The organism is Diaphorobacter sp. LR2014-1 (assembly GCF_002916785.1).
GTDB lineage: Bacteria > Pseudomonadota > Gammaproteobacteria > Burkholderiales > Burkholderiaceae_C > Diaphorobacter > Diaphorobacter nitroreducens.
Map to the genome: position 1 here is coordinate 16,935 of NZ_MTBE01000003.1, position 19,779 is coordinate 36,713.

16 protein-coding genes and 1 pseudogene are annotated in these 19,779 nt (G+C 67.3%); 10 read left to right on the top strand and 7 right to left on the bottom strand.

Going from position 1 to position 19,779, the window contains the following annotated elements; translation table 11 throughout:
• Window positions 1–59: 59 nt before the first annotated feature.
• The 6 genes from BV908_RS03430 to surE form a co-directional block, all read right to left on the bottom strand.
• Window positions 60–1,400, bottom strand: a complete 1,341-nt coding sequence (locus BV908_RS03430) for a pseudouridine synthase (RefSeq protein WP_103737228.1) — start codon at window positions 1,398–1,400, stop codon at window positions 60–62.
• Complete coding sequence (gene scpB / locus BV908_RS03435) at window positions 1,397–2,101, bottom strand: SMC-Scp complex subunit ScpB (protein WP_103737229.1); 705 nt, start codon at window positions 2,099–2,101, stop codon at window positions 1,397–1,399. Before scpB ends, BV908_RS03430 begins: the two co-directional genes overlap by 4 nt.
• Before the next feature lie 150 nt (window positions 2,102–2,251).
• Window positions 2,252–3,256: an RluA family pseudouridine synthase gene (locus BV908_RS03440; protein ID WP_103737230.1), complete on the bottom strand. Its 1,005-nt coding sequence runs from the start codon at window positions 3,254–3,256 to the stop codon at window positions 2,252–2,254.
• Between the two features lie 14 nt (window positions 3,257–3,270).
• On the bottom strand, window positions 3,271–4,182 hold the full coding sequence (locus BV908_RS03445) for a peptidoglycan DD-metalloendopeptidase family protein (protein WP_047350866.1): 912 nt from the start codon (window positions 4,180–4,182) through the stop codon (window positions 3,271–3,273).
• Window positions 4,183–4,193: 11 nt separating this feature from the next.
• Window positions 4,194–4,964, bottom strand: coding sequence for a protein-L-isoaspartate(D-aspartate) O-methyltransferase (locus BV908_RS03450; RefSeq protein ID WP_103737231.1), 771 nt, complete (start codon window positions 4,962–4,964; stop codon window positions 4,194–4,196).
• Window positions 4,964–5,746, bottom strand: a complete 783-nt coding sequence (gene surE / locus BV908_RS03455; protein ID WP_047350873.1) for a 5'/3'-nucleotidase SurE — start codon at window positions 5,744–5,746, stop codon at window positions 4,964–4,966. The genes BV908_RS03450 and surE overlap by 1 nt, the downstream gene beginning before the upstream one ends.
• 136 nt (window positions 5,747–5,882) lie before the next feature.
• Between surE and BV908_RS03460 the strand changes: the two genes are divergently transcribed.
• The 7 genes from BV908_RS03460 (at window position 5,883) to BV908_RS03490 (ending at window position 16,534) form a co-directional block, all read left to right on the top strand.
• Window positions 5,883–6,857 carry an NADPH:quinone oxidoreductase family protein gene (locus BV908_RS03460; protein ID WP_103737232.1) on the top strand — a complete coding sequence of 325 codons (975 nt, stop codon included), beginning with the start codon at window positions 5,883–5,885 and terminating at the stop codon, window positions 6,855–6,857.
• A gap of 93 nt (window positions 6,858–6,950) precedes the next feature.
• Window positions 6,951–8,474, top strand: a complete 1,524-nt coding sequence (locus BV908_RS03465) for a GGDEF domain-containing protein (RefSeq protein WP_103737233.1) — start codon at window positions 6,951–6,953, stop codon at window positions 8,472–8,474.
• Window positions 8,475–8,563: 89 nt separating this feature from the next.
• On the top strand, window positions 8,564–10,093 hold the full coding sequence (locus tag BV908_RS03470) for an alkaline phosphatase D family protein (protein WP_246867441.1): 1,530 nt from the start codon (window positions 8,564–8,566) through the stop codon (window positions 10,091–10,093).
• Window positions 10,094–10,162: 69 nt separating this feature from the next.
• Window positions 10,163–12,817, top strand: coding sequence for a DNA mismatch repair protein MutS (gene mutS / locus BV908_RS03475; protein ID WP_103737235.1), 2,655 nt, complete (start codon window positions 10,163–10,165; stop codon window positions 12,815–12,817).
• 166 nt (window positions 12,818–12,983) lie between these two features.
• Entirely contained in the window at window positions 12,984–13,811 is an 828-nt protein-coding gene (locus tag BV908_RS03480) for a proteasome-type protease (RefSeq protein WP_047350825.1), read from the top strand.
• 8 nt (window positions 13,812–13,819) lie between these two features.
• Complete coding sequence (locus BV908_RS03485) at window positions 13,820–14,635, top strand: alpha/beta hydrolase (RefSeq protein ID WP_011804587.1); 816 nt, start codon at window positions 13,820–13,822, stop codon at window positions 14,633–14,635.
• A 108-nt stretch (window positions 14,636–14,743) separates the two neighbouring features.
• Window positions 14,744–16,534, top strand: a complete 1,791-nt coding sequence (locus BV908_RS03490; protein ID WP_103737236.1) for a diguanylate cyclase — start codon at window positions 14,744–14,746, stop codon at window positions 16,532–16,534.
• A 5-nt stretch (window positions 16,535–16,539) separates the two neighbouring features.
• On the opposite strand, the gene BV908_RS03495 is transcribed toward BV908_RS03490, so the two are convergent.
• Complete coding sequence (locus BV908_RS03495; RefSeq protein ID WP_103737237.1) at window positions 16,540–17,364, bottom strand: undecaprenyl-diphosphate phosphatase; 825 nt, start codon at window positions 17,362–17,364, stop codon at window positions 16,540–16,542.
• Between the two features lie 232 nt (window positions 17,365–17,596).
• Between BV908_RS03495 and BV908_RS03500 the strand changes: the two genes are divergently transcribed.
• From BV908_RS03500 to BV908_RS03510, 3 genes and pseudogenes are all read left to right on the top strand, one after another.
• The gene (locus BV908_RS03500; protein WP_103737238.1) at window positions 17,597–17,917 is read left to right on the top strand and encodes a 2TM domain-containing protein; all 321 of its coding nucleotides are present in this window, start codon (window positions 17,597–17,599) and stop codon (window positions 17,915–17,917) included.
• Between the two features lie 43 nt (window positions 17,918–17,960).
• Window positions 17,961–19,067, top strand: a complete 1,107-nt coding sequence (locus tag BV908_RS03505; protein WP_103737239.1) for a histidine kinase — start codon at window positions 17,961–17,963, stop codon at window positions 19,065–19,067.
• Window positions 19,027–19,762, top strand: a pseudogene (locus tag BV908_RS03510) (LytTR family DNA-binding domain-containing protein). The gene BV908_RS03505 and the pseudogene BV908_RS03510 overlap by 41 nt, the downstream one beginning before the upstream one ends.
• Window positions 19,763–19,779: the final 17 nt, after the last annotated feature.

Genomic DNA, 19,779 nt, shown 5'->3' on the forward strand with positions numbered 1-19,779 from the left:
GGTGTTGCGGTATTTTTGCCCTGAAGGCAAACCGTCAATTTTAGCTTTACGCCAATCCCCTAACGGCCGCCGCGGCGCGGCCCATTGTTGCGTTGCTGTTGGCGATGGCGCGAGAAACTGTCGGCCCCGATATAGCCGAGCGACGTCTTCATCGGGTCCGGCTGGGCATTCGGTGAGGGCGATCGCCCCGCACGCCCCCCTGTCTTGTCACGCCCACTGCCAGATGCCTTGCCGGGCCCCGCGGATCGACGATCGCCTTTGCGGGCGCCCCTGCCCTGGCCACTAGTGGGGCGCGCACCACCACCATCCAGCGTTGCCCCTGCCGCCTGCATCAGGGCACGAATGTCGCGCTCATCAAGCTCCAGCCACGCCCCGCGCTTGAGCCCGCGCGGCAGCATCATGGCCCCGTAGCGAATCCGAATCAGCCGGCTCACCGCATGTCCTACCGCCTCGAACATACGGCGGACCTCGCGGTTACGGCCTTCGGAGATGGTGACACGGTACCAACAGTTGGCGCCCTCGCCGCCGCCGTCTTCCACGGAGCCAAAGGAAGCCATGCCATCCTCCAGCGGCACGCCTTCGAGCAAGCGCTGCTTTTCCTCGGTGCTCAACGCACCCAGCACGCGGACCGCATATTCACGCTCCAGCCCGAAGCGGGGGTGCATCAACTTGTTCGCAAGCTCCCCCGAACTGGTAAATAGCATCAAACCTTCGGTATTCAGGTCCAGACGCCCGACGGATTGCCATTTGCCCTGCTGCAGCCGGGGGAGTTTGCGAAACACCGTGGGGCGGTTTTGCGGATCGTCATGCGTAACCACTTCGCCCACCGGCTTGTGGTATGCAATCACGCGTACCGGCGGTGGTGCAATACGGAAGCGGATGGGTTTGCCGTTGACCTTTATCTGGTCCCCAAACTGCACGCGCTGTCCGATATGGGCCGGCTCGTTGTTGACGGAAATACGACCTTCCAGGATGAGCTGCTCCATTTCCAGCCGAGACCCCATGCCCGCCTGGGCAAGCACCTTGTGCAGTTTGGGGGTTTCTGGCTGGGGAAGCAGCACCCGCTTGGCGGGGGCGAGCTCGGCGTTGGCTTCATCCTCGTCGAACTGACCCGACACCACGTCGGCAAACTGATAGCCATCACCCTTCGGCGCGCGCTTGGCACTATGGCCGCCGGGCTGTCGTGGCACCTCAACAGCAGCGCCTTGCTCATGCACTTCCTGCATCTTCACGTCCGATTGGGCACCGTCAGCACTCAGTTGCGGCACTGTCACATTCTCCTGAAGCGCGCCTTCCGCAGACTTGCGCTTGCGGGGCCTGCGCGGCGCAGCAGCCTCCGATGCGGGCGAAGTCGAGTGACCCGCCATGGAGTCCGGATCCTTGTGAGATTCATCATTCATATGTCAATGTCCCGTGGCCCCTCTTCGGCACCACTGTGTGTCGCGCCCACTATCAGATCAGGGGCATCTTCGATATCTACTTCGTCTACGGCCGGCACCTGCACGCCGTCCTCAGGTACCCCTGCAGTGTCTTCGCTCTGCGGTGCCCCCTGAATGGCGCCCAGCGCTTCAAACATGCTGACCTGCACGCCGGGGTCTTCGAGCGTAGGCAGTTGATCCAGTGATTGCAGTCCTAAATCGTCCAGGAACTGCCGTGTGGTAGCAAACAACGCAGGCCGGCCCACTGTCTCGCGGTGGCCAATGACCTCCACCCAGCCGCGGTCCTCCAGTTGTTTGATGATGAGGCTGTTGACCGTCACCCCACGGATGTCTTCGATGTCCCCGCGGGTCACGGGCTGCCGGTACGCAATGATGGCCAGCGTCTCCAGCGTCGCTCGCGTGTAGCGGGGCGGCTTTTCAGGATGCAGCCGGTCCAGAAATTCGCGCATCTCGGGCCGACTCTGGAAACGCCAACCTGTGGCCACTTGTACCAACTCCACCCCTCGCAAGGCCCAGTCCTGCTGCAGTTCCAGCAGCAGCATCTTTACTGTATCGGAACCCAGCGCGTCATCGAACAATGTCCGCAAGTCACGGATCGATACAGGCTGCGGGGCACAGATCAACGCGGTTTCAAGAACCCGTTTGGCGTCCACCGAATTCATGGTCCAACAGTCCCTGGAAAGGCAGCCTCGCATCAAACGGGAGGCTGCGCCTTGGGTTGGAGATATTGCGGCGCAGAAAGCAGAGCGTGGCAATGCGCCTTCACGGGGCCGGTAGCTCGTGCTGACCGGCGGTTCACGGCAGAACAGCCGTCAAGGGCGATTGTAGCGCAGCCCCCAAAAATCCAGCGCCTGCGTCATGTCTTCCGGCAGCGGCGCGTGGAACTCCAGGGGAGCGCCAGTGACCGGGTGTACAAACGCCAGCCGGAATGCATGCAGCGCCTGTCGATGCATGGGCCCGGCCATCGCGCCGCCGTACAGTACATCTGCCACCAAGGGATGACGTATGGATGCCATATGCACGCGGATCTGGTGCGTTCGCCCCGTGTGCAGCGTGCAACGCACGAGGCACACCTCCTCGTTGGCATCTATCAGGTCGAAATCGGTGCGGGCTTCCTTGCCTGGATGCTGTGCCAGATCGACCACCGCCATCCGCAGGCGATTGCGCGGGTCACGACCGATCGGGGCATGCACCGATCGATGTGCGGCCCCCGTCCAGCCACCCCACCCCAGCGCCACATACTGGCGACTGACCTCGCGCGCAGCGATCATGCGGACGAGTGCATCCATGGCCGACCGGCTGCGCGCAACGACCATGAGGCCACTGGTGTCCTTGTCCAGTCGATGGACGATGCCCGCACGCGGCACCTGCATCGCCTGCGCATCCCGGCCAAGCAAGGCGTTCAGCAACGTGCCGCTCCAATTGCCGGGCGCGGGATGCACCACCAGCCCCGCAGGCTTGTGGATCACGAGGATGTGCTCATCCTCATACACCACATCCAATGGCCATTGCTCGGGCCGAAAAGCCTGGCTCTGCTGCGTAGGGCGCATCTCGACCGCGATGCGGTCCCCGGCCTTGACCCTGGACGCCGGCTTCTGTACCTCCCGCCCATTCAGGCGTATGCAGCCCTGGAGCAGCAACTGCTGTAGATAACTGCGGGAAAACTCTGGGACCAGTTCCGCGAGTGCCTTGTCCAGCCGCTGAGCATGCTGCTCGGCGCCCACGACGACCTCCCGCAGTTCCGCCTCAAACTCGTCCGCCTGACTCCCACCTGTCTCTGCCGGATCAGCATCCTCCAGCCAGGACGCCTCTCCCATGGAAGCCGGCGCGCTCAACGGGAGGGGAGGTAGCGGGCGGGGTCCACAGGCTTGCCCTGGCGCCGGATTTCGAAATGCAGTTTCACACGATCCGCGTCCGTGCTTCCCATCTCGGCAATCTTTTGCCCCCGGCGCACGTTCTGGTCTTCCTTCACCAGCAGCGTCTGGTTGTGCGCATAGGCCGTGAGATAGGTGTTGTTGTGTTTCAAGATCACCAGGTTGCCATAGCCGCGAAGCCCAGCCCCGGCGTACACCACACGCCCATCGGCAGCGGCGAGCACCGGATCGCCTGCCTTACCGCCAATGTCGTAGCCCTTGTTACGCACCTCGTCGAATCCCGCCAACAGGCTGCCCGACGAGGGCCAGATGAAGTTGACGTCATCCGTTGCAGCGGTAGCGGCCGGCGCGGGAGCCACCGCCGGCGCGCTGGGTGCCGCTGCCGGCGCCACCGCGGCCGGTGTAGACGCCGCCGACGCCGACGGCTTGGGTGCGCTCGCAGCCGATGCTGCAGCCAAGGGCGAAGACGTGACGGGGCGGGTGACCACACCGGTGTCAGATGCCACCGCAGTCGCCGCAGCCGCAGCAGGGGGCACCACACGCAGCACCTGGCCCACCTCGATCAGGTTGGCGTTTTCCAGGTTGTTCCAGCGCGCGATATCTTTCCAACTTTGCCCGTTTTCCAGGCCAATGCGAATCAGCGTGTCGCCTGGCTTCACGGTGTAGTAGCCAGGCTTGCCCGCGTTCTCAGCACCAGGCAAGGGCTTGACCTCAGGCACGGCCCCGGCGGGCGCCGTCGTGCCGCTGCTCGCGGCAAAGGTGCCGCGATCTTCCACGGGAGCCCTGTTGATCGGGGTGCTGCACCCCGCCAGCAAACCGCCAGCCAGCACGGCAACTCCCCAAACCACAAGACTACGCGATACCAACATAAGCAAATCCTTCAGGCGATCCCCGATTTTAGGGGGACGAAATGCACGGCTTCCAGAATGCCCTGCTTGAAGCCTTGCGCAGTTTTATCAACGACCAGCAGCATCTGTTGGCCGTCGGCGCCCGCCAGTGGGGCGACCAGCCGGCCACCCACGGCAAGTTGCTCGCACCACGCGGCGGGAAGGCTATCGCCCCCCGCCGCGGCAATGATGCCCGCATAGGGCGCGCCGCTGGGGTAACCCAGCATTCCGTCGCCCAGGATCAGGTGCACATTTGCCAGGCGTAGCGGGCGCAAGTGGTCTCGCGCCTTTTCATGCAACGCGCGCAAGCGTTCAACGGTATACACCTCGCGCGAGACGCGCGACAGCACCGCTGCCTGATAGCCGCAGCCCGTGCCGATCTCCAGCACCCGGCCCATTCCCTTTCCGCGCGCGCACTCGGCCCCCAGCAACAATTCGATCATGCGTGCTACCACGCTGGGTTTGGAAATGGTCTGACCCAGTCCGATGGGCAGACTGGTGTCCTCATAGGCTTGGTTGGCCAAGGCGGTGTCGACAAAACGATGCCGCTCAATCATTCCCATGGCCTGAAGAACCGCCCCCGCCGAGATGCCCGAGGCTGCGAGTCGCTGCACCATGCGTGCGCGCACGGCAGCGGAGTCCAGCCCCACGCCGTGCGGCGTGGGCGGCTGCACCTCGCGGCGCGCGCCTACCGGTGGCGCCGCGGTGGGTTTGCCGGGTTGGCGCCAGTCGATCCGCGCAGGAAAACCTGGCCGCCGCTGCATCAAGCCACCTCGCCGGACGCCTGCGCGGGTACGAGACGGGCCAGAGTCTGCGCCCAATACCCCAGTCCGTCGTAATCGGTCAGGTCCACCTTCAATGGCGTGACGGATACATGGCCGTGGGCCGTGGCATGAAAATCGGTGCCCTCCGCCGCGTCCTTGGCGGCGCCAGCGCCACCGATCCAGTACATCAGTTCCCCACGCGGGCTCTGCTGCTCAATGACACGCTCTGCCGCATGGCGCCGGCCCAGGCGGCACATGCGCAAGGGCCGCAATGCGTCATACGGCATATTGGGAATGTTGACATTCAACAGCCAGGGGGCTTCGCCGACCAGGTTTTGGCGATCCATCTGCTGAACGATCTCGCGCGCCTTGCGCGCAGCCGACTCGATCTCGCCCCACCCCTTGTCCACCTGCGAAAAGGCGATGGACGGGATCCCGAAAAGATAGCCTTCCATCGCAGCACCCACCGTGCCGGAATAAATTGTGTCGTCGCCCATGTTGGCGCCGTTGTTGATGCCGGAGACCACCAGATCGGGCCGGTAACCCAGCAGGCCCGTCAGCGCAATGTGCACGCAATCGGCAGGCGTGCCATTGACATAGCGAAAGCCGTTGTGCGCGGTTTGCACATACAACGGCGAATGCAGCGTCAGGGCGTTCGACTTAGCGCTATTGTTGTGTTCGGGAGCCACCACTTCCACATCAGCAATGGTCTTAAGGGCGTCATGCAGCGCCACGATGCCAGGCGCCTGGTAGCCGTCGTCGTTGGAGATGAGGATTTTCATGGTCTGGAAGGCGGAACGGCTGGCATTGTAGGAGCGCGCACACACGCTGTCGCTGGTCACGCAAGGGACAACCCAGCCTCCGAGGCGGCCCCTATGATGCCCGCCCAACAGATTCGTACCGACCAAGGAGACATTCATGCACGCCTGGCTCTGCACCAACCCCACTGGCGTCGAGGCCCTGGCCTGGACAGAACTGCCCGACCCGGCTCCCAAGGCGGGCGAGGTCCTCGTCGAGATCCGCGCGGCAAGCCTGAATTTTCCCGACCTGCTGATGGTGCAGAACAAGTACCAGATCAAGCCACCCCTGCCTTTCGTGCCCGGCTCGGAGTTCGCGGGCGTCGTGCAGGCCGTGGGCGACGGCGTCAGCCATCTGCAGGTGGGTCAAAACGTGGCCTGTCTCAGCGGCACGGGTGGTTTCGCCACGCACACCATCGCCCCGGCCGCACGCTGTATACCCCTGCCGGACGGCTTTGGCCATGTGGATGCGGCGGCATTCATCATGACTTATGCAACCTCCTACCACGCCCTGCTGGACCGGGGCCAGCTCCAGGCAGGCGAAACCGTGCTGGTGCTGGGCGCGGCTGGCGGCGTGGGCACCGCCGCGATTCAGATCGCCAAGGCCAAGGGAGCGCGCGTGATCGCCGCCGCCTCCACGGACGAAAAATGCGACGTGTGCCTGAAGCTGGGGGCCGATGCCGTGATCAATTACAGCGTGGAGGACCTGCGCGACGCCGCCAAGTCACTGACCGACGGGCGGGGACCGGACGTCATCTACGACCCGGTGGGCGGCGCACTGGCAGAGCCCGCATTTCGCTCCATCGCCTGGCGAGGCCGCTATCTGGTGGTCGGCTTCGCATCGGGCCCCATCCCTTCATTGCCGTTGAATCTGCCACTGCTCAAGGGTGCTTCTGTCGTCGGCGTGTTCTGGGGCGAATTCGCCAAGCGCGAGCCCCAGGCCAATGCTTCGATGATGGGCACCCTGCTCCAGTGGTATGCGCAGGGCAAGATCAGGCCAGCCATCGACCGAACCATGCCCATGTCACAGCTACCCGCCGCGTTTGCCCACATGGGCGCACGTGCGGTGATCGGCAAACTGGTTCTGGTCAACTGACACGCTTTACACATGGCTTGACCCGGCCTGCTATCGAAGCGTGCTGCACTCTGTCACACTTTTGGTTGTTTGCATCTTCCTGCGTCCCTGCAGATGGCCTCCGCAAAATCCCCTTCTGAAATTGCCCGCGAGACGCTCAAGCTACTCGCTACGCGCCGGCTTCCTCCCACGCCCGACCACTACCAGGCCCTCTATGACGAAGTGGCCGGCACCACCAGCGCGCCGGCGTTTCCCAGCGCCCAGCTGCGGCAGATCTCGCGGGTGATCCCCGGCCAGACCCCGGCGCAGAAGCGGTTGCTGGGCCTGTTGGAAACCGCCATCACCCAGCAGGACTGGGGCGTTTTGCAAAACGTGTTGGTGGGATACGCCAACCTGGGACTCTCGCCCGTGGCCGCGCCCGAGCCCGCGAGCACCCGGATTGACCACCTGCCGCTGGCACTGGCGCAGAATCTGGCGCGGCTGGTGGACAACACCCTGCCGGCGCTGGGCGAGGACGATGCCCGCGTGCATGAGCTGGCTGCGCAATTGAGCACCTTCCTGCGCGAGCCCGACCCACCCGTCTCCACCGCCGAGCTGATGCTCGGCAACTTCAGCTACCGCCTGTCTTTCGCGGCGGAAGACCAAGCCGCCATCCGGCGGAGCTTGCTCAGCCTGCTGCGCCTGGTGTTCGAGAACATTGCCGCCCTGAGCATGGACGACGAGTGGCTGCACGGCCAGGCCGAGGCGCTGCTTGCAGCTTCCACCCCGCCGCTCACGCTGCGCCGGCTGGACGACGTGCAGCGACGCCTCAAGGACGTCATCTTCAAGCAGACTGAGGCCAAGGAACGCACCGTTCACGCGCAGATGCAGATGCGCGAACTGCTGGCCACGTTCATCGAGCGCCTGGCGCAGATGGATGAATCCAGCAGCGCCTACAACGCCAAGATGGAGGATTGCGCCGAACGCATCAGCCAGGCCACGCAACTGCAGGACATCATGCCGCTGCTGGAGGAAGTCATGGCCGCCACGCGCGCCATGGCGCTGAGCAGCCGGGTGACGCGCGGCGAACTGCAGGAACTGCGCGAGCGCACCGAGGCCAAGCACGCCGAAATCGACCACCTGCGCCAGGAGCTGGACCGCGCGAGCGCCCAGGCGCGCCACGACCCGTTGACGGGCTCGCTCAACCGCAAGGGCTTTGCCGAGGCCATGGAGCGCGAGGTCGCGCGTGCGCGCCGCCAGGACGCGCCGCTGTGCGTGGCGCTGCTGGACGTGGACAACTTCAAGTCCATCAATGACCGCCTGGGCCACACCGCCGGCGACGCGGCACTGGTGCATCTGGCGCAGGTCACCCGCGAGGTGATGCGACCGCAGGACCAGCTGGCGCGCTATGGCGGCGAGGAATTCGTCATCATCCTGCCCGACACCGAACTGGCGGAAGGCGTGAAGGCCATGGAGCGCCTGCAACGCGAGCTGACCACGCGCTACTTCCTCAAAGACCAGGAGCGGGTGCTCATCACCTTCAGCGCCGGTGTGGCCCAGGTGGAGGGCGAAGAAGGCAGCGCCGACGCGATCCGCCGCGCCGACCAGGGCATGTACCTGGCCAAGCGCACCGGCAAAAACCGCGTGGTTGCTGCCTGACGCCTGGACCCCTTGTGCGATGTCCCGTGCACCCGCCTTCGCTTGACATCTCCCGCCGCACACTGCTGCGTCAGGCCGCCTGGGCCGGCATGGCCACGCAACTGCCCCGCTGGGCCTGGGCCCAGGCCGCCGTGCGGCACGACCCCTTTGGTCTGGGTGTGGCCAGCGGCGACCCAGCGCACGACGGCGTGGTCCTCTGGACCCGCGTGCTTCCGCCCGCGGACCTGGCCGGCGCCCACGCACCCTGGGCCGGCCCACTGACCGTGCGCTGGGAACTGGCCGACGACGCGCAGTTTCGCCACATCGTGCAGCGCGGCACGGCGATGGCGCTGCCTGAACTGGGCCACAGCGTGCATGTGGAGGTGGCCGGCCTGCGCCCCGACCGCTGGTACCACTACCGCTTCATGCTGGGTGACGCCACCAGCCCCGTCGGCCGCACCCGCACCGCACCCGCGCCGGATGCGCTGCCCGGGCGCCTGCGACTGGTGTTCGCCTCCTGCCAGCGGTGGGAGCACGGCCACTACGCCGCCTGGCGGCATGCCTGCGCGGACCAGCCCGACTTGGTGCTGTTCCTGGGCGACTACATCTACGAATATCCCAGCCCACAGGACGCCACGGGCTTGGCCCGCGTGCACCCGCTGCGCCTGCCTCGCAACCTGCAGGACTACCGCGACCGCTACGCCCTGCACAAGAGCGACCCCGCCTTGCAGGCCGCGCACGCCTGCGCCCCGTGGGCGGTGACCTGGGACGACCACGAGGTACAGAACGATTACGCCGCTGGCCAGGGCCGAGGCGAGCGCGCCGAATGGCTGCCGCTGCGCAGCGCCGCGTGGCAGGCCTTCTATGAACACATGCCGATGCGCGCATCCACGCTGGCCGGCTCCGGCTTCCATCAATTGCAGATCCACCGCCGCCTGCTCTGGGGGCGCCTGGCGCGGCTGCACATGCTGGACACACGCCAGTACCGCGACCTGCAGGCCTGCCGCACGCCGGGCAAGGGTGCGACCGGCGCGGTGCGGCCCGACGCCTGCCCCGAAATCCTGGACAGCCACCGCAGCTTCCTCGGCTGGGAACAGGAGCAGTGGCTGCACGCGGGCTTGGCAGCCGATGCGCGCAACCAAGCTACGCGCTGGAGCGTAGTGGCGCAGCAGACCCTGTTCTCGCCACGCCGCTATCCCTCGGGCCTGCAGTCCACCGACAGCTGGGACGGCTACCCCGCCGCGCGCAACCGCCTGCTGCAGGCGCTGGCGCAGCACCCGCCCCGCAACACGGTGCTGCTGGGCGGCGACATCCACCAGAACTATGTTTGCAACGTGATGGCGCCACACGGGCCGCATGCCCACGGTGCGCCGCGCATCCTGGCCAGCGAGTTCTGCGGCACGTCGATCTCCTCGCGCGCCGGCACCACGCAGGAGAAGGTGGATGCCATCGCGCGCCACAACCCCCATGTACTGCTGGCCCGCTGTGAGGAGCGCGGCTACGGCCTGTGCGACATCACGCCCACGCGCTGGACCACCACGCTGCGCGCCCTGCGCGACCCGCTGGATGCCGGCAGCGCCGCGTACACTCTGGCCCGATTCGTGGTGGAAGACGGCCGCCCCGGCCCGCAGCCGGCCTAGGGCCCGCACCAATCCTGGCGCGTCGCGCGCCTTGCCACTTTCGTCCGCACCCAAGGAACACGCACGCAGATGACCGGGAAACCCGCGCCCACCCCGCGCCCCGACGAGGCCGACTTCTCGAACCACACCCCCATGATGGCGCAGTACCTGGCCCTGAAGGCCCAGCACCCCGACACGCTGCTGCTGTACCGCATGGGCGACTTCTACGAGCTTTTCTACGCCGATGCCGAGAAGGCCGCGCGCCTGCTGGACATCACACTCACCCAACGCGGCCAGTCGGCCGGCCAGCCGGTGACCATGGCGGGCGTGCCCTTTCATGCGCTGGAGAACTACCTGGGCCGCCTCATCAAGATGGGCGAGTCGGTCGCCATTGCCGAGCAGGTGGGCGAAGTGGGCGCCGCCAAGGGCCCCGTGGAGCGCAAGGTGGTGCGCGTGGTCACCCCCGGCACGCTCACCGATAGCGAACTGTTGTCCGACAAGAGCGAGTCCATGCTGCTGGCCGTGCACCAGGGCGCGCGTGCGCGCTGCGGCCTGGCGTGGCTCTCCGTCACCCAGGGTGTGGTGCAGCTGGCCGAATGTGCACAGGCCGACGTGGGCACCTGGCTCGCACGCATTGCCCCCAGCGAGGTGATCTACAGCGCGGGCATCACCCAGCGCTTTGAAGAACAACTGACCCAGTTGCGCCAGGGCGGCGTGTTCACCTGCCCCATGAGCCTGCGGCCCGACTGGCAGTTCGATGGTGCCCTGGGCGAGCGCAAGCTGCTGGAACACCTCGGCGCGGCCAGCCTGCAGGCCTGGAATGCCGAGGGCCTGCCCCACGCCCACGCCGCCGCCGCCGCGCTGCTGCAGTACGCCGAGCACACGCAAGGCCGCGCACTCACCCATGTGCACGGCGTGCGCGTACAGCAAAGCGACGAACTGATCCACCTGCCCCTGGCCACGCGGCGCAACCTGGAACTGGTGAAGACCCTGCGCGGCGAGGACGCGCCCACGCTGTTCTCGCTGCTGGACACCTGCATGACCGGCATGGGCAGCCGCCTGCTCAAGACCTGGCTGCTGGAGCCGCGCCGCGACCGCAGCGACGCGCGCCAGCGCCTGGCGGCCACGGCCGCGCTGCGCGGCGCCGGCAGCGGCCAGGGCCCGTGGCAGCTCCTGCGCAGCGAACTGCGCGGCGTGAGCGACGTGGAGCGCATCACCGCGCGCATCGCGCTGCGCCAGGTGCGCCCGCGCGAGCTGGTGGCGCTGTGCAAAACGCTACAAAAAGCAGAGCTGCTCGCGCTTAACAGTCAAGCGCCAGAGCCGTTTTTGGCCCAAATCTTCAGCCACCTGCAGCCCCCCGTCGACTGCACGGCACTGCTGCGTGCCGCCATCCTGGAGGAGCCCGCCGCCCTGGTGCGCGACGGCGGCGTGATCGCGCCGGGCTTTGATGCCGAGCTGGACGAGCTGCGCGGCATCCAGAACAACTGCGACGACTTCCTGCTCGATCTGGAGACGCGCGAGAAGGCACGCACCGGCATCCCCAACCTGCGCGTGCAGTTCAACAAGGTGCATGGCTTCTACATCGAGGTCACCAGCAGCCACGCGGACAAGGTGCCCGAAGACTACCGCCGCCGCCAGACACTGAAGAACGCGGAACGCTTCATCACCCCCGAGCTAAAGACCTTCGAGGACAAGGCCTTGTCGGCCCAGGAACGCGGCCTCGCACGCGAGAAGTGGCTGTACGAGCAGGTGCTGGACCAGCTGCAGCCGCATGTGCCCCAGCTCACGCGGCTGGCGCAGGCGCTGGCCACGCTGGACGTGCTGTGCACGCTGGCCGAGCGCTCGCTCACGCTCAACTGGTGCGCACCGCAATTCGTCAACGAGCCCTGCATCGACATCGAGGCGGGCCGCCACCCCGTGGTGGAGGCCCGGCTGGCCGAAACATCGAGCGGCGCCTTCATCCCCAACCACACGCGCCTGCACGCCAACGCGCGCATGCAGATCATCACCGGCCCCAACATGGGCGGTAAGTCCACCTACATGCGGCAGGTCGCCCTGATCGTGCTGCTGGCGAGCATGGGCAGCCACGTGCCGGCCGCGGCCTGCCGGCTGGGCCCCATCGACGCGATCCACACCCGCATCGGCGCGGCCGACGATCTGGCCAATGCCCAGTCCACCTTCATGCTGGAGATGACCGAGGCGGCGCAGATCCTGCACGCCGCCACGCCGCACAGCCTGGTGCTGATGGACGAGATCGGCCGCGGCACCAGCACCTTCGACGGGTTGGCGCTGGCCAGCGGCATCGCCACCCATCTGCATGACAAGACCCGCGCGTTCACGCTGTTCGCCACGCATTACTTCGAGCTGACCGAACTGGCGGCGCGCCACCCGCACGCGGTGAACGTGCACGTGGGCGCCACCGAGTCCGGCCACGACATCGTCTTCCTGCACGAGATCCAGCCCGGCCCCGCCAGCCGCAGCTACGGCATCCAGGTGGCGAAGCTGGCGGGGGTGCCCGCCGCCGTGCTGCACCACGCGCGCCACACGCTCGCCGCGCTGGAAGAACGCGCGGGCGAGGATGAGCTGCAGGTGGACCTGTTCGCTCCGTCGCCCGCGCCCGAGGTGGCGACCGTGAGCCCCGTGGAATCCGCCCTGGCGCAGATCCACCCGGACCAGCTGTCGCCCCGCGAGGCGCTGGACGCGCTCTACCAGCTCAAGCGGCTGAGCACGCCCGGTTTTGAATAAAATAAGGCTCTAGCGCTTACCAGTAAAGCGCTAGCTGCTATGTTTATGGTAGCAAATACAACCTCATGAGCATGCCCGCCCTGCGCCCGCCGCAGCGCCGCAGCCGCGACACGGCCGCCCGGCAAAGCGCCCTACACTCGCCCTCTTCGCCTTCACTGCCCATCCCATGACGTACTGCGTCGCCATCAAGCTCAACGCCGGCCTGGTGTTCCTGTCCGACTCGCGCACCAACGCCGGGCTGGACCAGATCAGTTCCTTTCGCAAGATGATGGTCTACGAGCAGGCTGGTGACCGCTTCATGGTGCTGCTGTCGGCCGGCAACCTGAGCATCTCGCAGTCGGTGCGCGAAATCCTGCAGGTCGAGCAGATCCAGGAGCCCGGCGACAGCACGCCCATCACGCTGTGGAACGCCACCAGCATGTTCGACGTGGCGCGCGTGCTGGGCTCGGCGGTGCGCCGCGTGTACGAGCGCGACGGCGCCGCACTGCAGCGCGCGGGGGTGGACTTCAACGTCTCGCTGCTGCTGGGCGGCCAAATCAAGGGCGAGGGCATGCGCCTGTTCCAGGTGTATTCGGCAGGCAACTTCATCGAGGCCACGGCCGAGACGCCGTACTTCCAGGTGGGCGAGTCCAAGTACGGCAAGCCCGTGCTGGACCGCGTGATCACGCCCCACACGCCGCTGAGCGAGGCGGCCAAGTGCGCGCTGGTGTCCATGGACAGCACGCTCAAGTCCAACCTCTCGGTCGGCCTGCCGCTGGACCTCGTGGTATACGAGGAGGGGCGCCTCGCCACCGACAAGATCGTGTGCATCGACGAGCACAACCCCTACTTCCGCATGCTGCACGACAGCTGGGGCGAGAAGCTGCGCCAGGTGTTCGACAGCATCGAGGACCCGGCATGGAACGGCGGCGTCACCGAAGTGCCCATCCGCGTGGAGCCCCTGCGCAGCCGGCCCATCAAGAAGATCACCACACCGCGCGACAAGCTCGTGTGAACCGTTCCATGGCCTGCATCGTCTTCTCCCACGCCAACAGCTTTCCCGCCGGCACCTACCGCGTGCTGTTCGATGACCTGCGCGAGCGCGGCTTTCGCGTCAGCGCCATCGAACGCTATGGCCACGACGAGAAATACCCCGTCAGCAACAACTGGCCCCACCTGGTGCAGCACCTGGCGGATTTTGCCGCCGAGCAGCAGCAGCGCAGCGGCGAACAGGCCTTCCTGGTGGGCCATTCGCTCGGGGGCTTCCTGAGCGTGATGGCCGCCGCGCGCCACCCCGAGCTGGCACGGGGCGTGGTGCTGATCGACTCGCCCCTCATCGGCGGCTGGCGCGCCAGTGCCCTGGGGGTCGCCAAGCAGACGCAGGTGGTGGGCGCCGTCTCGCCCGGGCGCGTGAGCCGCGCGCGGCGCAACAGCTGGTCCAGCAACGAGGAGGCGCTGGAGCACTTTCGCCGCAAGAAGGCCTTCGCCCACTGGGACCCGCGCGTGCTGCGAGACTACGTGACACACGGCCTGCAGGACCAGGACGGCAAGCGCGTGCTGGCCTTTGACCGCGCGGTGGAAACCCAGATCTACAACACCCTGCCCCACAACCTGGCCCGGCTGCTGCACGCGCATCCGCTGCGCTGCCCGGCCGCCTTCATCGGCGGGCGCGATTCCGCCGAGATGCGCCAGGTCGGCATGGCGATGACCCAGCGCATCACCCAGGGCCGCGTGACGATGCTGGACGGCAGTCACCTCTTTCCCATGGAGCAGCCCCGCGCCACGGCCGCGGCGATCGAAGCCGCGCTGCTGAACCTGGCCCACATCGCGGATTCCTGACACGGGCAGTCCGCAACAGCCCGCGGCAGCCCGCGGCGACTCGCCCTCTATCCGCTCACACCGCAGTCGATACGCGGTGATACATTTGAACCTCCTGCGGAGGGTGCGATGCGGCTCCTGCTGTTGCTCTGGTGCGGAATCTTGCCTGGCGGCGCGCGGCTGCGCGCGGTGCTGGGCGGAATGCTGTGCCTGCTCGGCGCGCTGCGCCCCGGCCCGGCGCAGGCCTGCAGAGCCACAGTGCTGGAGCCAGGCAGGGGCCCCGTGGATCTGTGGGCCCACCTGTGCACGCGCTCTGACCCCACGCTGGCACGCACGGTGCAGGAGATACTGGCCACGCCCACGGCGTTCGTGGCACCTGTGACGCGCGGCGGTTCACTGGGCGTGCGCCCGGATGCCGTGTGGCTGAAGGCGACACTGGTCCCCCAGGCGCGCGCAGGGCCCTGGGTCATCAATGTGGACTTCCCGCTGCTGAACGAACTCGACGTCTATCTGGTGGCGGACGGCGAGGTGCTGCAGCATCACGCCCTGGGCAACCTGCAGCAGCCCAGCCCCCACGCGCTGGATTGGCGCACCCCCGCGGTGGTTCTGGCGCTGGAGCACGAACGCACTTACGAGCTGCTGGTGCGCGTGCGCACAATGGGCGGAATGATTGTCCCGCTGCGCATCGGCACCTGGCGAGACATGGCTGCGCCCATGCTGCGCGAGCAGATGCTGCAGGGCCTGTTCGTGGGCCTGGCGCTGTGCCTGTTCATCTACGGTCTGCTGCAGGCCGTTGCGCTACGGGAAAAGGTGTTCGCCTACTACGCGCTGCTGGTGCTGGGCAGCGCGGGGTTTTCCATCCACTTCTTTGGCATCGGCACCCTGTTCATCTGGGGGCACCACCCCTGGATGCAGCAGCACGCCGGCCCGCTGTTCGTCTGCATCGCGGTGATCGGCGCCTTCTTGTTCATGGGACACTCGCTGGCGCGCGACAACCGGCCCGGTCGATTTCTGCGCACCATGCAGGGAGGAGCCGCGCTGTCCGTCCTGCTCTGCGCCGCGTTCCTGTCAAACGTTTTGAACACGCCCGCGACCCTCGCCACGCTGGCACTTCTGGGGCCGCTGCCGGCGTTGGTCAGCCTGCCCGTGGCCGCGCGGCGCATGCACGAGAACGACCCCGTGGGGCACACGCTGCTGCTCGCATGGCTGGTCTATATCGGCACCGCCGTCGCGCTCGCTCTGCTGGTGCATGGGGAGCTCCCCGCCCGATTCTGGCCCATGCACCTCTTCCAGATTGCAGCCGTGGTCAACATGCTGCTGTTCATGCGCATGCTGGGCCTGCGCCACGCACGCCTGCGTGACGCAGTGCAGGACGCCAGCCGGGAGCGCGACGCGCTCATGTCGCTGGCCCGCACCGACCCCCTCACCGGCCTGCCCAACCGGCGCGGCCTGGACGCAGCCCTGGGCGCCGCGCTGCCCCAAGCACAAGCCGACCGGCTGCTGGCCGTGTTTATGCTGGACCTGGACGGCTTCAAACCCGTCAACGATCAGCATGGGCACGCCGTGGGCGACCGGCTGCTGGTGGCCGTGGCGCAGCGGCTGCGCGCCCATTTGCGCCACGCCGACCTGATCGCACGGCTGGGCGGGGACGAATTCGTCGTCATGGCGCAGCAGCTGCCCAGCGTGATGCAGGCGCACGATCTCGGGATCGCACTGCTGGAATCCTTCCTGACGCCGTTTTACGTGCAGGGCGTCGAGATCCGCGTGGGGTTGACGATCGGCTACGCACTCGCGCCCGACGACGCCTGCGACGCCGGCACCCTCATCCGCCTGGCGGACGCCGCCATGTACAGCGGCAAGCAGCAGGGCAAGTTCTGCGTGCGCCGCAACAAGGGGGACCTGGCGCTGGCGTCGTCCTGACGCGGCTATTCGGCCCAGGTCACCAGGCCGCTCCATGCCGTGGCCAGCACCAACAGGCCAAACGCGATGCGATACCAGGCGAACGGCACGAAGCTGTGCGAGCTGATGTAGCGCAGCAGCCAGCGCACGCACAGCCAGGCGCTGATGAACGAAAACACCAGTCCCACGGCAAACAGCGGAATGTCGGCCGCCGACAGCAGCGCGCGCTCCTTGTAGAGGCTGTAGACGCCTGCGCCGATCAGCGTGGGGATGGCGAGAAAGAACGAATAGTCGGTGGCCGCCTTGCGCGACAGCCCCAGCAGCATGCCGCCGATGATGGTGGCACCGCTGCGGCTGGTGCCGGGCACCATGGCCAGGCACTGCACCAGGCCGACCTTCAGCGCGTCCAGCGGCGTCATGTCGTCCACGGAATGGATGCGCACGGCGGCCTGCTGGCGCCGCTCGGCCCAGAGGATGACGAAGCCGCCCAGGATGAAGGTGCTGGCCACCACCACCGGCGTGAACAGATGCGCCTTGATGGCCTTGCCCAGCAACAGGCCCAGCAGCACGGCCGGGAGGAAGCCGATCAGCACGTTCAAGGCGAAACGACGCGCCTGCCGCTCGGTGGGCAGCGCCACCAGCGTCGCGCGGATGCGCTGCCAATAGACCAGAATGACCGCGAAAATGGCGCCGGTCTGGATGGCGATGTCGAAGACCTTGGCCTTGGCATCGTCAAACCCGAGCAGCGACCCGGCCAGGATCAGGTGGCCGGTGGAAGAGATGGGGAGGAATTCGGTCAGCCCTTCGACCACGCCCATGATGGCGGCCTTGAGCAGCAAGAGAGTGTCCACGCAAGCGTCCTGACAGCGAAAAAGCAAAGCGCGGATTATCAGCCCCGTGCGGCGTGACACGGGTGTCACGCCCTGTGTCCTGCCGGGCCATACGCCAGAACGGCTCCGCTCGCGCCCGCCAGGCAACCGCCCGCGCCACGCGGCTGCCGTTCGTCGCAATGCACTGTTTGGTGGGCCCCCTCTCCTTGCACAGTACGGCAACGGGGTGCAGTACCCCGTCTGGAGACGCGCCATGCATCACTCTCTTCATTCCCCGAACCGCCCGGATACCCTCGACCGCCTGGCCCGGCGGCGCGCGGGCGCCAAGCTGGGCTGGCTGTTGCACGCGGGCGTCTACCTCACCGTTCAGCTGGCGCTGGCGGGCCTGGCGCTGATGCAGGGGCGGACTTGGACACCCTACCCCGCTCTCGGTTGGGGCCTGGGCCTGCTGCTGCATGGGGCGGTCGTGTGGCTGGCCCTGCCCGGAGCCCACTGGCGCGAAGCGCTTGTCGCACGCGAGCGGGCGGCGCTGGCACGCGAGCGCAGCGGCCACAACGACTCGGCACCGCAATGACGGGCCGGCCCTGCAGCACAATGGCCCGTACCCCGCCTGTTCCATGAGCGTCAACCACCCCATCGCCTTCCTCTGCCGGCTGCTGACCACGGCGGCGTTCTGCTGCCTGGTGGCGCTGGGCGTCACGCTGGCGAGATCCACGCCCTGGGATGCGAACCTGGTGTATTCGCTCACCATCGGCCTGGTGAGCTGGTTCACGGTGGACCTGGGGCGCATGGCGCTCACACGCCACAGCGCCATTCCGTGGCCGCGGCGGCCATGGGGAGCGGTACTCATCTTTGCGGGCACGGCCATGGGCTTTGTCTCCGGCTCGGTGGTGGGACACCTGTACAACGGCGGCGCACTGGGCGACCTGGCCTGGCTGCGCGGGCACGAGGCCATGTCCACCCTGGTCGTCACCATCGCGGCCAGCGCATCCATCTCGTTTTTCTTCCACAGCCGGGGCAAGGCGCGCTTTCTACAGGCGCGCGTGGCCCAGGTGCAGCGTGACGCGGCCGAGGCACGCCTGAAGCTGCTGGAAACGCAGCTGGAGCCGCACATGATGTTCAACACCCTGGCCAACCTGCGCGTGCTGGTGGCCACGGATCCGCCGCGCGCCCAGGAGATGCTGGACCACTTCATCGCCTACCTGCGCGCCACCCTGGGCGCATCGCGCGCCGCGCTGCACCCATTGGCCGACGAGTTCGCGCGGCTGCAGGACTACCTGGCCCTCATGGCCGTGCGCATGGGCCCGCGCCTGGACTACACCCTGGAACTGCCCGAGGCTTTGCACAACGTGCCCGTCCCGCCCCTGCTGCTGCAGCCGCTGGTGGAGAACGCCATCCGCCACGGCCTGGAGCCACAGGTGCAGGGTGGCCACATCCACGTACAGGCCGCGCTGCTGCAGGGCGGCACCCCGGCGGCGCGCGTGCAGCTGGCCGTGCGTGACACGGGCGCGGGCCTGCGCGACACACCGCCCGCGGGCACCGCGGGCACGACCACCGCGCGCTTTGGCCTGCAGCAGGTGCGCGAGCGCCTCGCCACCCTGTACGGCGACGCTGGCACTCTCGAATTGATAGCTGCTAGCGCCCAGGGCACGGCCTGCATCATCACTTTTCCCTTGAAGCACCATGCACTCGACATTCCCCCGAGCCCTGATTGCCGAGGATGAGCCGCTGCTGGCCGCTGCGCCCCGACGTGCTGCTGCTGGACATCCGCATGCCCGGCCAGAGCGGCCTGGAGGCGGCGGCAGAGCTGGCCGATGCCTGGCCCGATACCGCAGCCTTTCCCGCGCTGGTCTTCGTCACCGCCTACGACCAATACGCCGTACAGGCCTTTGAAGCCCAGGCGGTGGACTACCTGCTCAAACCCGTGCAGCCCGCGCGGCTGTGCCAGACGGTGCAGCGGCTGCAGCAACTGCTGGCACAGCGCGGCGCCCCTGGCGCGCTGCCGGCGCTGGAGCAAGCGCTGACCCAGTTGCGCGCTTTGGCGCAGGCTCCAGGGCTGGGCGGATCGACGCAGGCTCCAGCGGGCGGCGGCGCGCCGCTGCGCATGATCCAGGCCAGCAGCGGCACGCAGATCCACCTCGTGCCTGTGCAGGAGGTCGTGTACTTCGAGGCGGCCGACAAGTACGTGCGTGTGCTCACCGCCGAGCGTGAATACCTGATCCGCACGCCACTCAAGGAACTGGCCGGGCAGCTCGATCCGGCCGACTTCTGGCAGGTGCACCGGGGCACGCTGGTGCGTGCCGCCGCCATCGCCAGTGCCGTGCGCGACGAAGCGGGCCGGATGCATCTGCAGTTGCGGGGCCGGCCTGAGCGGCTGGCGGTGAGCCGACTGTATGCGCCGCTGTTCAAGGCCATGTAAGCGCGGGCCGGTGCGCA